A 13,138-nucleotide genomic window follows, 5' to 3' on the forward strand; every position below is an offset into this window, starting at 1 on the left:
CGGAGGTGGGCATGGAGATCAGCCGAGGCGGCGCCGGGGACGCGCCGCTGATCCTGGCGATGCTGGACGGCGCGGTCGAGTGGCTGGTCGCGAACGGGCGGCCGGGCCAGTGGGGCACCGAGCCCTGGTCGGCCGACCCGGCGCGCGCCGAGCGCGTCGCGGCGATCGCGCGGGACGACGCCGTCTGGATCGCGCGGGTGGACGGCGCCCCGGCGGGCGCCATGGCCACCTCGCCGGTCCCGCCGCGCTACGTCACCGCGGCGTCCGAGCCGGAGCTGTACATCACGCTGCTGGTCACCGACCGGGCGTACGCGGGGCGCGGAGTCGGCGGCGCGCTGATCGGGCGGGCCCGCGAGGAGGCGTCCCGCGCGGGCGCCGCCCTGCTCCGGGTGGACTGCTACGCCGGGGACGACGGCCGCCTGGTCCGGTACTACGAGGGCAACGGCTTCGAGCCGGTGCGCAGGTTCACGGTGGGCGACTGGCCCGGCCAGCTCCTATCCCAGCGCGTGCTCCCCGCCCGCTGAGTCGCGGACGGCGCGGACCTTCAGCAGGTTGCGGCGCGGCCGGACGCCGCACGCGGCGAGGCGCCGGTGCAGGTCGGCCATCAGCTCGCGGGTCTCGGGCTTGAACGCGCGGCTGCGGATCTCCGGCGGGACGGCGAGGATCGCGACGCGGGCGAGCTTCAGCCCGAGCGTGACCAGCAGCTGGACGGCGCGGACCTCCGGCAGCGCCCGGTAGTGGTCGCGCGCCCAGCGCGGCAGCGTGTAGTAGGCGAGCATCCCGACCGGGAACCACAGCGGCTTCAGCGGCGCGAGCACGCGGAGTTTGCGGGGCACCTTCGGCCACAGCAGGAACCGCATCGTCGCCCGCGACTCCGGGATGACCCGCAGGTCCAGGTCGGCGCGCGCCGCCGCGAAGTACTCCCGCATCTCCGCGACGCTGCCGGGCACCTCGTCGGCGTGCAGGCCGACGTAGGTGGCGGTGTGGCGCTGCTCGTCGTAGTAGCGGTCGCGCTCGGCGGGGGTCAGGCGCAGCCCGCCGCGCTCGATGACCTCCAGGTACGAGGCGACCTCGGCGCAGTGCACCCACAGCAGCAGCTCGGGTCGTCGACGCGGCGGACGGGCCCGCCGTCGGGGTCGGTGATCCGCAGCCGCCTGTGCACGCCGCGCACGCGCGCGCCGAGCTCGTCCGCCTGCTCGGGGGTGCCGACGGCGGTGACGGCGACGAAGTTGGCCGTGTTGAACAGCCGGTCGAACGGCTCGTCCAGGAAGTTGGAGTTCTGCCAGACGCCCCGCATCGTGCTCGGCTGGAGCGCCTGGAGCATCAGCGCGCGCACCCCGGCGATCATCATCAGCGGGTCCAGCACCACCCGCCAGGACACGGTCTCGGGGCCGTGGACGATCAGTTTCTCCGTGTTCACCATGGTAAGTCCATGCTTATCGCATGAAGATCGGGAACGGAAGCCCCTCGCCCAGCGCCCGCAGGTCGTCGCGGGACAGCGAGCCGAGCGGACGGGCGAGGAGCCGTTCGGCGGGGCCCGGCCAGTGGCCGTGGACCTCCGCGCCGCCCGGGCCGCAGAGCAGCGCGTGCCGTCCCGAAGGCGTCGGCACGACACGCGACCAGTGCCCCATCGCGCTCGGATCGTCCTCGTCGCGCGCCCGCGGGTCCTCGCCGGACACCGCCGGCACCGCCGGGCCGCCCGACACCGCGTCCCGGCACGTCCATCCCCGCGCCCCTTCCACGGCCACCTGGCCGTGCACGGGGAACGCGGCGACCTGGGCGGCGTACCGGTGGAACCCGCCGCCCCATCCGCCGAACGGCTCGCCCTCGAACCCGCCGTCCCGGATCCGCCACACCGCGGACGGCAGGGCGGTCACGAGGCGGTCCGCGGCGGTGAAGGCCGCCGAGCGGGGCGCCACCAGCGTGCCCGGCGCGCCGTGCGCGCGGGCGAGCACCCGCGCCTCGGCCATGTCCACGACGGCGAGTTCGCCGGTGGCCAGCGCGACCACCGGCGCGTCCGGGGCGGCGGCCAGGATCCGCGGAACGACCGGCGCGGGGTGCAGGCCGAGGCGAAGGTCGCTGAGCAGGGACAGGCGTTCGCCCGGCGCGCCGTCGGAGGCGAAGCCGAGCAGCTCGTGGTCGGCGGTGAGGGCCGCGAACCCGCCGGGGACGTGGGCGAGCGACACGACGGCGGAACGCGTGAGGACGGTCGACCCGCCGCCGGGGTCGAACCGTTCCAGCGGGCCCCGGCTCCGGGCCGCCACCGGAGCCGTCCCGGTGTGCAGGAGCGACATCGTGGGCGCGTGCACGCCGGCGATCTCCCAGCGGCCGGTCCGTTCGCCGGACGGCAGCGCGATCTCCGTGGCCGAGCACCGCTCCTCTCCGAACGGGTGCGTGACCGCCGCGAGGCGCGAGCCGTCCGGCGAGAGCGCGCAGCCCAGCAGCGTGGCCCCGTAGGCGTCCAGCGGGACGGGCACGCGCCGCGGCTCGTCCCGGAGCGCGGCGGCGACGGCCTCGGCGGCCAGGTCCGGCGAGGTTCCGCGCAGGGCCGTGAACAGGTCGTGCCCGATGTCGTCGGACGGCGTCCATCCGGCCTCCGCGCAGAGGTGCGCTGCGGCGATCGCCTCGGCCAGGGGGAGGCCGAGGGCCGTTCGCCACAGCTCGTCCCACGCCGAACGGTCCGCGAGGCGCTGGACGGCGAAGGCGCGTTCGGCCGCGTTCATCTCGTGGACGCGGTCGTGCCCGTGCGCGCGCGTGAGGAGCGGGACCGGGTCGATGCCGTCGAGCCCCGCCATGGCCGTGCGCAACCGGGCGCGGTGGCGTTCCGAGGCGGCGCGGTACGCCTCGGCCAGGTGCGCGCCGTCCGGATCGGCCTCGCGGAGGCGGCGCGCGTCGCCCGCGAGCGCCCAGAACGCGGCGCGCCGCACGGGGTCCTCGGGCTGCGCCCCGTGCTCGCGGCAGTCGGCGATGAGCCGCGCGCGGAGGTGGTCCGGAACGTCCTCCGCGACCGCGCCGGCGCACCGTTCCGGCCACGACGGGAAGTCCAGGGCGAGCCTGCTGACGCGCAGCAGCGGGCCGCTCGTGGCGGGACGTCCGTGGCGGCGCAGCACGTCCACGAGGGACGGATCGTCCAGCCACAGCCGCCACACCAGGTCGCGGGTGGCCGGGGCCATGGGGTTCGGGTTGCGCGCCAGCTCGGCCCGTACGGCCGGCCATCCGGGTTCCCGCGCGTGGGCGGCGGCGTGCCACAGCCTGCCGAGCAGCGGCTCGGCGGACTCGACGCACACCCGTACCGCGCCCGCGCGCACGTCCTCGTCGGGGTCGGCGACGAGGTGGTGCAGCGTGCCGGTCCACGCGTCGCGCCATCCGCTCAGCAGCGCGCCGGACAGCGCGTAGGCGGCCGGCGGCGCGAACGGGCCCGCGTGCCGGAGGCCGTCGCGCAGCACCAGCGCGCGGAGCCGCGGATCGCGCGTCCGGTCCCACAGCCTGTACGCCTCGGCGCGCGCGGCGCGTCCGAGCGGGCCGGGGTCGTCGGCGGCGAGGCGCAGGAGCGTCCCGATCAGCTCCTCGCCGCCGGGGCCGCGCGGCCACACCCGGACGAGGCGTCGCCAGGCGCGCCGGAACGGCCGCCCGTCCGGGCCGCCGAACGCGAGCGCGGCGCGGGCCAGCCGGAGCCGCCGGGACACCTTCGACATGCGCACCCCCGGGGCCGCGCGGCTGGATCACCCTCACTATCGGCGAGGGCGCCCGCCGTGTCGACCCCGGCCGGACGCGGCGCGCGGTCACGTCCAGCGGGCGGTCACGTCCAGCGGGCGGTCACGTCCAGCGGGCCGTCACGTGCTCCAGGCAGGACTCGCGGGTGTCGGGCCCGTGCACGGCCGTCCACCCCGCCGGGACGGGGACGAACGCGGGCCACAGCGAGTACTGCGCCTCGTCGTTGGCCAGCGTGAGGTACGAGCCGTCCAGGTCCTCGAACGGGTTGGTCGGGGCCGGGCCGTTCACCGGGACCCCGCCTTCGCGGCCAGCACGTCGTGCCAGCCCGCGAGGCTCGGCACCTCCGCCAGCTCGGCGAAGCCGACGTCGGTGCCGCGGGCGCGCCACCGCTCGATCAGCATCATCACCCGGATCGAGTCGAGCCCGGCGTCGATGAGGTTGTCGTCGAAGCCGATCTCGGCGGGCTCGACGGCGAGCAGCTCGGCCACCTCGGAGCGCAGCTCGTCGCGCGTCTGGTGCATGGCGGTCCTTTCCCGGTCGGTCGGTCAGGCGGTGGTGCGGACGGCGGCGGCCGGGCGCGCGGGCGCGGGCGCGTCCGCGGGCGGAGCGGCGAGCGCGGCGGCGAGGGCGTCGGTGGTGAGCGTGACCGCGCAGCGCTGCGCGGCGTAGGTGACAGCGTCGCGGTGGTGGCGCTCGGAGAAGTCCGCGACCGCGTCGGCGACGAAGAACGGCTGCACGTCGCGGGAGAACGCCTCGACGGCGGTCGTCTGGCAGCCGATGTGGGCGTACACGCCGGTGACGATGAGCTGGTCGCGCCCGGCGGGCAGCAGCAGGTCGGCGAGCTCGGTGCGCAGGAACGCGCTGTAGCGCCACTTGGTGAGGACGATGTCGCCGCCCGCGGGCGCGAGGGCGTCCACGACGCGGCGCTCGCGGTCGGCGGGTCCGATGCCGTCGCCCCAGAAGTCCAGCAGCAGCCCGCGCTGCTCCCTGGTCTGCGCGCCGGGCTGGGCGGTGTAGACGACGGGCATCCCGGCGTCCGCGGCGGCCCGGCGCAGCCGCGCGATGTTGGCGAGCAGCGCCGGGAGCGGGTCGCCCGCGAACGCGTCGAGGAAGTAGTTCTGCATGTCGTGGATCAGCAGGACGGCGCGGCGCGGGTCGGGCGTCCAGCCGACGCGCGGCTCGGGCAGCTCGCGGGCGGTCGGCATCGGGTACGGGGCGATGGCGGGGATGGCCATGAGGAGCTCCTAGTCTGCGGCCCGGTCGCGGGCGAGCCGGTCGGCGAGGGCGGCGCGCAGGTCGCGCTTGCTGACCTTGCCGACGCCGGTGTGCGGGTAGCGGTCGGTGAACACGATCCGGTCGGGGATCTTGTAGGAGGCGATGCCGCGCTCGCGCAGGAACGCCTTCAGCGCGAGCGCCCTCGGCGGCTCGCCGCGCGGGATGACGACGGCGCAGGTGCGCTCGCCGAGCATCGCGTCGGGGACGGCGACGACGGCGGCGTCGTGGACGGCCGGGTGGGCGAGCAGGTGGTTCTCGACCTCCTCGGCGGCGATCTTCTCGCCGCCGCGGTTGATCTGGTCCTTGGCGCGCCCCTCGACGACAAGGTCGCCGTCCGCGGTGCGCCGCACGACGTCGCCGGTCCGGTAGAAGCCGTCCGGGGTGAACGCGGCGGCGTTGTGCTCGTCCGCGCGGTAGTAGCCGCGGATGGTGTACGGGCCCCGGGTGAGCAGGTGGCCGGTCTCCCCCGGCGGGACGTCGCGGCCGTCGTCGTCCACGACCCGTACCTCGTCGTGCTCGGAGATCGGCCGGCCCTGCGTGCCGACGCGCACGTCCTCCGGGTCGTCCAGGCGGGTGTAGTTGACCAGGCCCTCGGCCATGCCGAACACCTGCTGCACGTCGCAGCCCAGCACGGGCCGGACCCGCGCGGCGGCCTCGGCGCTGAACTTCGCGCCGCCGACCTGGAGGACCTCCAGGCTCGACAGGTCGTGCCGGGTGGTCCGCGCGGCCTCCAGCCAGACCAGCGCGAGCGGGGGGACGAGGCCGGTGATGGTGACGCGCTCGCGCTCGATCAGCGGGAACGCCACGTCCGGGCTGGGCAGCGGCGCGAGCACGCTCGTCGCCCCGGCCGCGAGCGCGCCGAACACGCCGGGCGAGCTCATCGGGAAGTTGTGCGAGACGGGCAGCGCGCACAGGTACACACCGCCGGGCCGCAGGCCGCAGATCTCGGCGCTCGCGCGGAAGCTGTAGATGTAGTCGTCGTGGGTGCGCGGGATCAGCTTCGGCGTGCCGGTCGTCCCGCCGGAGAGCTGCATGAGCGCGACGTCGGACGGGTCGCCGTCGGGGAGGTCCACCGGGTCGGCGGGCAGGCCGCCGAGGGCGGTGAACTCCTCGGCCTCGCCCGCGACGAGCACCCGTTCGGGCGGCACGTCGTCCTTCAGCTCGCGGGCGAGGGCGCGGTGGTCGAACCCGGCGTGCCGGTCGGGGATCACGTACGCGGCGGCCTCGGCGTGGCGCAGGAAGTAGCCGATCTCGGCGGCGCGGTGCGCGGGCAGCGCGAACACGGGGATGGCGCCGATCCGGAACAGCGCGAAGCAGACCTCGAAGAACTCGGGGACGTTCGGGAGCTGCACGACGACGCGGTCGCGGTCGCGGAGGCCGAGGGCGCGCAGCCCGGCGGCGAGCCGGTCCGCCCGCCGGTCCAGCTCGGCGTAGGTCCAGCGGACCGCGCCCGCCGCGCCCTCGCCGACGACGGCGACCCGTTCGCCGTGCTCGGCGGCGGCCTCGCGCAGCAGCGTCCCGAACGTCTGGCCGCGCCAGTGCCCGGCCGCGCGGTAGCGGGCGGCGTACTCCTCCGGCCACGGGGTGGCGCCCGGCAGCATCAGGGGGTCTCCGTTTCCAGGCCCATGGCCCTCAGCAGCGTGCGGAACTTCGCGCTCGTCTCGGCCAGCTCGGCGGCGGGCACCGAGCCGGGCACGATGCCCGCGCCCGCGAACAGCCGCAGCGCGTGGCCCTGCACCTCCGCGCAGCGGATCGTGACGGCCCACTCCCCGTCGCCGGAGGCGTCGCACCAGCCGACCGCGCCGCCGTAGAACCCGCGGTCGAACGGCTCCAGCTCGGCGATCACGTCCCGGGCGGTGCCGGTCGGGGTGCCGCACACGGCGGGCGTCGGGTGCAGCGCGGCGGCGAGGTCGAGCGCGGTGACGTCCGGGTCGGCGAGCCGCCCGGTGACGCGCGTGCCGAGGTGCCACATCGTGGCCGTGCGGACGAGCTCCGGCCCGTCCGGCACGTCCAGGGTCGCGCAGTACGGGCGCAGGCCCTCGGCGACGGCCTCCACGACGAACGCGTGCTCGTGCAGGTCCTTGGCCGACTCCAGCAGCGCCTCCGCGCGCAGCTCGTCCTCCACCGGGTCGAGGCTGCGGGCCGCCGACCCGGCGAGCGGGTGCGAGGCGACGTCCCGGCCGTACCGGGAGACGAGCAGTTCGGGGCTCGCGCCGAGCAGCGTGCGGCAGCACGGGTGGCCGGGCACGGTCACGGCGTACACGTGGCCGTGCGGGTCCCCCGCGGCGAGGTTGCGGAGCAGGCGGGCGGCGTCCACGCGGCCGTTCGCGGTGAGGTGCAGGGCGCGGGCGAGCACGACCTTGTCCAGGTCGGTCTCGGCGAGCCTGGCGAGGGCCTTCTCCACCGCGCGCTCGTACTCCTCCGGCGGCGGTACGGGCCGGACGGCCACGCTCGGCACCGGGCCGGAGACGCGCTCGTGCGCGAAGCCCGCGCCCTCGGCGCGCTGCGCGGCGGCGGGCACGAACAGGCGCGCGGGCGCGTCGGGCCGGAACGGCAGCGCGCCGGCGATCATCGGGTCGTCGTGGCCGGACCCGGCCGCCGCGTCCATCGCGGCGGCGGCGCGGCCGGGGAGCGTCCTCGGGGCGTACGGGGCGGGGGGCACGTCGGCCCAGGTCCCCTGGGCGAGGACGGTGCGTTCGGGAGAGGAGAAGAAGAACGAGGAGCCCGGGCGGTAGTCGGCCAGCAGTCCGGCCGCGTCGGCGGTCACACCGGGGGCGGTGCTCACGTGGTGCCCTTTCGGTAGGGGACGATGCGGGGCGGGCGCGGCGTTCAGCCGCGCAGGGACGCGCCGCCGTCGACGTACAGGTCGTGCAGCGTGATGTGCCTGGCCCGGTCGGACACCAGGAAGCGGACGGCGTCGGCGACGTCCTCGGGCGCGCCGATGCGCCGCAGGGGGATGCCGGACCGGTACGCGGCGAGGTCGCCGTCGATGGCGGAGCGGGCGCCCTCGTCCGGGTCGGCCCACAGGTCGCGCTGCATGGCGGTGTCGGTGGAGCCCGGCGAGACGACGTTGCAGCGGATGCCGTGCTCGGCCAGCTCCAGGCCGAGGCACTTGGTGTACTGCACGGCCGCCGCCTTCGACGCGGCGTACGCGGCGAGCCGGGTGCGCGGGACGCGCGCCGCGTTGGACGCGACGGTCACGATCGCGCCCGAGCGGCGCGGCACCATCCGGCGGGCGACGGCGCGGCAGGCGTGCAGGACGCCCCCGGCGTTGACCGCGAGGTGCTCGGCCCAGTCGCGGTCGTCGAGGTCGAGGGCGGAGCCGGGGCGCAGGATCCCCGCGACGTTGACCAGGATCCCGACGGGGCCGAGCTCGCGTTCGGCCCGTTCGGTGAGGTCCTCGACGGCGGCGGGGTCGGACACGTCGGCGGGGCAGGCGAGCGCGGGGCCGGGGAGTCCCGCGGCGACGGCCTTCGCGTTCGCCCCGTCGCGGTCGACGACGGCGACGCTCGCCCCGTCCTCGGCCAGCGCGCGGGCGACCGCGGCGCCGATGCCGCGTCCCGCGCCGGTCACCACGGCGGCCGTGCCCTCGATCCCGGTACGGTTCACTGCGGCTCCTCGGTCGGCTCCGGACGGCTCACGCGCCCACCCTCCACGCAGGTGACTTAGGCAAACCTAAGTTAGGAATGCCTTACCTAAATTCCTGGATCTCGGCGCGCCCGTCAAGCCCCGGCCCCGGGTGACGGTGATCACTGGGACCCGCAGTTCGGTTAGGTTAGCCTTGCCTCATGCCATCGCCGTCCGCCGTGTCCGCCGACCCGCGCGCGACGCCCCTCTCCCCCGCCGGACGACCCCCGGCGCCCCGCGTGACGCCCGTGCTCGCGGTCCTCGGGGGCCTCGCCGTCCTGGTCGCCGCGCTCGCCGTCGCCTCGCTGTTCGTCGGCGCGGGCGACACCCGCCCCGGCCGGGTGCTCGACTTCCTGCTGGATCGTTCCGGCGCCCGCGCCGACGGCCAGCTCCACACCGTCGTCGCGACGCTGCGGCTGCCCCGCACCCTCGCCGGGCTCGCGATCGGCGCCGCGCTCGGGCTCGCGGGCGCGCTGCTCCAGGCCGCCACCCGCAACCCGCTCGCCGAGACCGGGCTGCTCGGCGTGAACGGCGGGGCCGCGCTCGGCGTGGTCGTCGGCATCTCCTACTTCGGCGTCGGCTCGGGCTTCGGCTACATCCCCTGGGCCCTCGGGGGCGCGCTCGCCGCGAGCCTGCTCGTGCTGCTGCTCGCGGGCGCCGGGCGCGCGGGCGCCTCGCCGCTGCGCCTGGTCCTCGCCGGCGCCGCGATGACGTTCACCGTGACGGGCCTGATCAACTTCATCGTGCTCGGGTCGGGCAAGACCTACGACGAGTACCGGTTCTGGGTGCTCGGCTCGCTGTCGGGCGTCACGTCGCGCTCGCTCACCGGCGTGCTGCCGGTGCTGGCCCTCGGCGCGCTCGCCGCGCTGCCCGCGATCCGCCCGCTGTCGGCGCTCGCCCTCGGCGACGACGCCGCCCGCGCGCTCGGGCACCGGCCCGCGGTCACCCGCGTCGTCGTCGCGGCCGCGGTCACCCTGCTCGCCGCCGGGTCGGTCGCGCTCGCCGGTCCGCTGACGTTCCTCGGCCTCGTCGCCGGGTACGTCGCGCGCCGCCTGATGGGCCCGCGCACCGGCGCGCAGCTCGCCGCGTCCGCCCTGGTCGGCGCGGCCGTGCTGCTCACCGCCGACCTCGCCGCCCGCGTCGTGATCAAGCCGTACGAGACGTCGGTCGCGCTCGTGCTCGCGCTGATCGGCGGGCCGCTGCTGATCCTCATGGTCCGGTCGAGGAACGTGCTGCTGCTCGGCGGCCCCGCCGCCGTCTCCGGCGGCCCGGGCGGGCGGCGGGCCCCGGCGCGCGCGCACCGGGGCGGCGACGGCGGGCCCGACGACAGCCTCGTGCTCCGCGCGGGCGGGCTGTCGATGCTCGTGCCGCGCCGGGGCGCCGCCGCCGTGGCCGGCCTCGCCGTCCTGACCGCCGCCGCGCTCGGCCTGTGCGTCGTGCTCGGCTCGGCCGTGCTGACGCCGTCGCAGGCGCTGAACGCGCTGTTCGGCCACGGCACGCACGCCGCCGTCCTGATGGTGCGCGAGTTCAGCCTGCCGCGGATCGTCGCCGGCCTGCTGGTCGGCGCGGCGCTCGGCGTCGCGGGCTGCCTCACGCAGACGATGGCCCGCAACCGGCTCGCCACCCCCGACTTCCTCGGCGTGAACGAGGGCGCGACGTTCGCCGTGCTGCTCACCGTGCTCGGCAGCAGCACCGCCACGTTCGGCGCCTGGTGGTCCGGGCCGCTCGGCGCGCTGCTCGCCGCCGGGACGATCCTGCTCGTCGCGGGCCGCGGCGGCGCGCAGGGCTACCGGGTGCTGATCGTCGGCTTCGCGTTCGCGGCGGTGCTGCGCTCGCTGACCGAGCTGCTGCTCGCCAAGAAGGACCTCGACATCGCGCAGGCGATGTTCACCTGGAGCGTCGGCAGCCTCAACGGCCGCGGCTACTCGTCGATCACCGCGCTCGCGATCGGGCTCGCGGTGCTGCTGCCGGCCGCGCTGCTCGCCGGGCGGCGGCTGCGGCTGCTGCGCTTCGGCGAGGACGTCGTGACCGTGCTCGGCACCGACCCCGCGCGGACCCGGCTGCTCGTCCTCGCCGTCGCGACCGCGCTCGCGGGGCTCGCCGTCGGCGTCGGCGGGCCGATCGGGTTCATCGCGCTCAGCGCCCCGGTCATCGCCGCCCGCATCGCCGGGCCCGCGCGCGTGCCGCTCGTCGCGTCCGCGCTGGTCGGCGCGGTCCTCGTGGCGGTCGCCGACACCGTCGGGCGCACCGCGGCCGGCGACACCGAGATCCCGGTCGGCGCGATCGCCGGGATCGTCGCGGGGCCGTTCCTGCTGTACGTCCTGCTGCGCGAGCAGCGCACCTGACCGCGCCCCGACCGGGGCGAGGAGAGCCGGGAGGAGACGAAGTGGAACTGGTGGTCGAGGGGGTCCGGTCCGGGTACCCCGGGCTCGTCGCCGTGGACGGCGTGGACCTGCGGGTGCCGCCGGGGCGGGTGGTCGCGATCGTCGGCCCGAACGGCTGCGGCAAGTCCACGCTGCTGCGCGGCATGGCGCGCATCCACAAGCCCCTCGCCGGGCGGATCACCGTCGGCGGCCACGACATCTGGCGGCTGCGGCCCCGGCAGGCCGCGCACCACGTCACCCTGCTCCCCCAGTCGCCGGTCTCGCCCGAGGGCATCACCGTCGCCGGGCTCGTCGCATACGGCCGCCACCCCCACCAGGGCCTGTTCCGCCAGTGGTCGCGGGAGGACGAGCGGATCGCCGCCGAGTCGATGGCCGCGACCGGCGTCACCGGACTCGCGGGCCGCCGCGTCGACCAGCTCTCGGGCGGGCAGCGGCAGCGCTGCTGGCTCGCGATGGTCCTCGCCCAGCAGACGCCGGTGACCCTGCTGGACGAGCCGACCAGCGCGCTCGACCTCGGGCACCAGGTGGAGGTGCTGGAGCTGGTCCGCTCGGTGGCGCGGGGCGGCCGGACGGTCGTCATGGTGCTGCACGACATCGCCTCCGCCGCGCGCTACGCCGACGTGCTCGTCGCGATGCGTTCCGGCAAGGTCGTCGCGTCGGGCGCGCCGAAGGACGTCGTCGACTCCGCCCTGATCCGCGAGCTGTACGACGTGGACGCCGACATCCTGGCGGCGCCCGGCGACGGCGCTCCGCTCGTCGTCCCGTCCGCCACGTCGACTGTCCCGGCGGCGGACGCGGAGCCCGGCCGGGTGAACGGTGAGCGGGACGGCGGCAGGGACGACGCCGTGGACGCCGTGGACGCCGTGGAGGGCGCGCAGGCGGGCGCCGTGGCCGACGTCCGGTGATCGGGCCGTCCGCCGCGCAGATCGAGCCGTTCGAGCCGCTGCCGGTCGTGCCGTGCGTGCCGGAGGAGACGCGGCCCGCGCGGACGCCGCTCGTGCGGGACCTCGGCGACGGGCACCACGCCGTGACGTTCCTCTGGCACGGCGAGGCCGAACGGGTCCTCGTGCTGGTCAACACGGTCGCCGAGGGGCACCGCGACGACCTCGGGCCCGTCTCGATGGAACGGATCGAGGGGACCGACGTGTGGCACCGCACGTTCCGGTGCCGTTCCGACCTGCGCGCCACGTACCAGCTCTATCCCGCGCACGGCCCGGTCGACGCCGCCGACCCGGAGGTCTGGGCGCACGTGCGGCGCCGCGCGATCCCCGACCCGCTGAACCCGGACCGCCTCCCGTCGTGGATCCCCGGGGCGGTGACGTCGGTGCTGGAACTGCCCGGCGCGCCGCCGCAGCCCTGGCTGCGGCCCCGGCCCGGCGTCCCGGCGGGCGCGGTCACCGGGCACCGGGTGCCGAGCGCGGCGCTGGGCGGCGACCGGACCGTGCACGTGTACGTCCCGGCGGCCGGGCCCGCGGGCGGCGAGCCGTACGACCTGATCGTCCTCCTGGACGGCGACCTGTGGACGGGCGCGGTGCCGTTCGCGCCGACACTCGACAACCTGATCGCCGAGGGCCGCATCCCGCCGGCCGTCGCGCTGATGCCCGCCTCCGGCGGCTACACCGCCCGCAACGCCGAGCTGGGCGGCGACGAGGCGTTCCTGGAGTTCCTCACGCGCGAGCTGCCGGAGTGGGCGGCGGCGCGCCTGCCGGTCACCGCCGACCCCGGCCGGTCGGTGATCGCGGGCAGAGCCTCGGCGGGCGCGCGGCGGCGGCAGCGGCGCTCCGCGCGCCCGGCCGGTACGGCCGAGTGATCGCGCAGTCGGGCGCGTTCTGGCTGGACGGCGAGTCGCTCACCCGCGGGGTCCGGCCCTCGCCCGTCCGCTTCCACCTGGAGGTCGGGCGCTGCGAGTGGCGGCTGCGGCCCGCGGTGCTGCGCTTCCGCGACGCGCTGCGCGCGACCGGGCACGACGCGGCGTACCGCGAGTACACCGGCGGCCACGACCTCGCCTGCTGGCGCGGCGGCCTCGCCGACGCCCTCCGCGCCCTTGCGCGTCCGGGGACCGGCGTTCAGCATGAGGGGGTCCGGTGAGGGCGGGGCAGACGGTGACGCCCTTGCGCCGTACTGGTCGGCGACCGTGC

The 13,138-nt window shown here is 76.8% G+C and carries 10 protein-coding genes and 2 pseudogenes; 4 read left to right on the top strand and 8 right to left on the bottom strand.

Annotation, left to right across the window (positions count from 1 at the left end):
- Positions 1-11: 11 nt before the first annotated feature.
- On the top strand, positions 12-524 hold the full coding sequence (locus tag GEV43_RS43745; protein ID WP_160826516.1) for a GNAT family N-acetyltransferase: 513 nt from the start codon (positions 12-14) through the stop codon (positions 522-524).
- Here the strand turns inward: GEV43_RS43745 and GEV43_RS43750 are convergent.
- From GEV43_RS43750 to GEV43_RS43780, 8 genes and pseudogenes are all read right to left on the bottom strand, one after another.
- Positions 495-1,423: pseudogene (locus GEV43_RS43750) on the bottom strand (oxygenase MpaB family protein). The gene GEV43_RS43745 and the pseudogene GEV43_RS43750 overlap by 30 nt on opposite strands.
- A gap of 13 nt (positions 1,424-1,436) precedes the next feature.
- The gene (locus GEV43_RS43755; protein WP_160826517.1) at positions 1,437-3,695 is read right to left on the bottom strand and encodes a hypothetical protein; all 2,259 of its coding nucleotides are present in this window, start codon (positions 3,693-3,695) and stop codon (positions 1,437-1,439) included.
- A gap of 121 nt (positions 3,696-3,816) precedes the next feature.
- Positions 3,817-4,002, bottom strand: coding sequence for an MbtH family protein (locus tag GEV43_RS43760; protein ID WP_160826518.1), 186 nt, complete (start codon positions 4,000-4,002; stop codon positions 3,817-3,819).
- Complete coding sequence (locus GEV43_RS52810) at positions 3,999-4,235, bottom strand: phosphopantetheine-binding protein (protein ID WP_241684502.1); 237 nt, start codon at positions 4,233-4,235, stop codon at positions 3,999-4,001. Before GEV43_RS52810 ends, GEV43_RS43760 begins: the two co-directional genes overlap by 4 nt.
- 24 nt (positions 4,236-4,259) lie before the next feature.
- Complete coding sequence (locus GEV43_RS43765; RefSeq protein ID WP_241684503.1) at positions 4,260-4,949, bottom strand: isochorismatase family protein; 690 nt, start codon at positions 4,947-4,949, stop codon at positions 4,260-4,262.
- 9 nt (positions 4,950-4,958) lie between these two features.
- Positions 4,959-6,590: a (2,3-dihydroxybenzoyl)adenylate synthase gene (locus tag GEV43_RS43770; RefSeq protein WP_160826519.1), complete on the bottom strand. Its 1,632-nt coding sequence runs from the start codon at positions 6,588-6,590 to the stop codon at positions 4,959-4,961.
- The gene (dhbC, locus tag GEV43_RS43775; RefSeq protein ID WP_309240305.1) at positions 6,590-7,774 is read right to left on the bottom strand and encodes an isochorismate synthase DhbC; all 1,185 of its coding nucleotides are present in this window, start codon (positions 7,772-7,774) and stop codon (positions 6,590-6,592) included. Before dhbC ends, GEV43_RS43770 begins: the two co-directional genes overlap by 1 nt.
- Positions 7,775-7,818: 44 nt before the next feature.
- Positions 7,819-8,598 (bottom strand): 2,3-dihydro-2,3-dihydroxybenzoate dehydrogenase, encoded by a 780-nt coding sequence (locus GEV43_RS43780; RefSeq protein ID WP_160826520.1) that lies wholly within the window; start codon positions 8,596-8,598, stop codon positions 7,819-7,821.
- Between the two features lie 179 nt (positions 8,599-8,777).
- Here GEV43_RS43780 and GEV43_RS43785 point away from each other — a divergent pair, with 179 nt between their 5' ends.
- The 3 genes and pseudogenes from GEV43_RS43785 to GEV43_RS52815 all read left to right on the top strand — a co-directional run bounded on the left by GEV43_RS43785 (position 8,778) and on the right by GEV43_RS52815 (position 13,088).
- Positions 8,778-10,961 carry an iron chelate uptake ABC transporter family permease subunit gene (locus tag GEV43_RS43785; RefSeq protein ID WP_160826521.1) on the top strand — a complete coding sequence of 728 codons (2,184 nt, stop codon included), beginning with the start codon at positions 8,778-8,780 and terminating at the stop codon, positions 10,959-10,961.
- A gap of 41 nt (positions 10,962-11,002) precedes the next feature.
- Positions 11,003-11,905 (top strand): ABC transporter ATP-binding protein, encoded by a 903-nt coding sequence (locus tag GEV43_RS43790; protein ID WP_160826522.1) that lies wholly within the window; start codon positions 11,003-11,005, stop codon positions 11,903-11,905.
- A 122-nt stretch (positions 11,906-12,027) separates the two neighbouring features.
- Positions 12,028-13,088 (top strand): annotated as a pseudogene (locus tag GEV43_RS52815) (alpha/beta hydrolase-fold protein).
- Positions 13,089-13,138 lie beyond the last annotated feature (50 nt).

Origin of the sequence: Actinomadura sp. J1-007 (assembly GCF_009793335.1) — a bacterium.
Classification (GTDB): Bacteria; Actinomycetota; Actinomycetes; order Streptosporangiales; family Streptosporangiaceae; genus Spirillospora; species Spirillospora yumaensis.

Bases quoted from the DNA above. Each gene is read 5' to 3' on its own strand.
- GEV43_RS43745 (WP_160826516.1), top strand. From the start codon at position 12: ATGGAGATCAGCCGAGGCGGCGCCGGGGACGCGCCGCTGATCCTGGCG.
- GEV43_RS43755 (WP_160826517.1), bottom strand. From the start codon at position 3,695: ATGTCGAAGGTGTCCCGGCGGCTCCGGCTGGCCCGCGCCGCGCTCGCG.
- GEV43_RS52810 (WP_241684502.1), bottom strand. From the start codon at position 4,235: ATGCACCAGACGCGCGACGAGCTGCGCTCCGAGGTGGCCGAGCTGCTC.
- GEV43_RS43765 (WP_241684503.1), bottom strand. From the start codon at position 4,949: ATGGCCATCCCCGCCATCGCCCCGTACCCGATGCCGACCGCCCGCGAG.
- GEV43_RS43770 (WP_160826519.1), bottom strand. From the start codon at position 6,590: ATGCTGCCGGGCGCCACCCCGTGGCCGGAGGAGTACGCCGCCCGCTAC.
- GEV43_RS43785 (WP_160826521.1), top strand. From the start codon at position 8,778: ATGCCATCGCCGTCCGCCGTGTCCGCCGACCCGCGCGCGACGCCCCTC.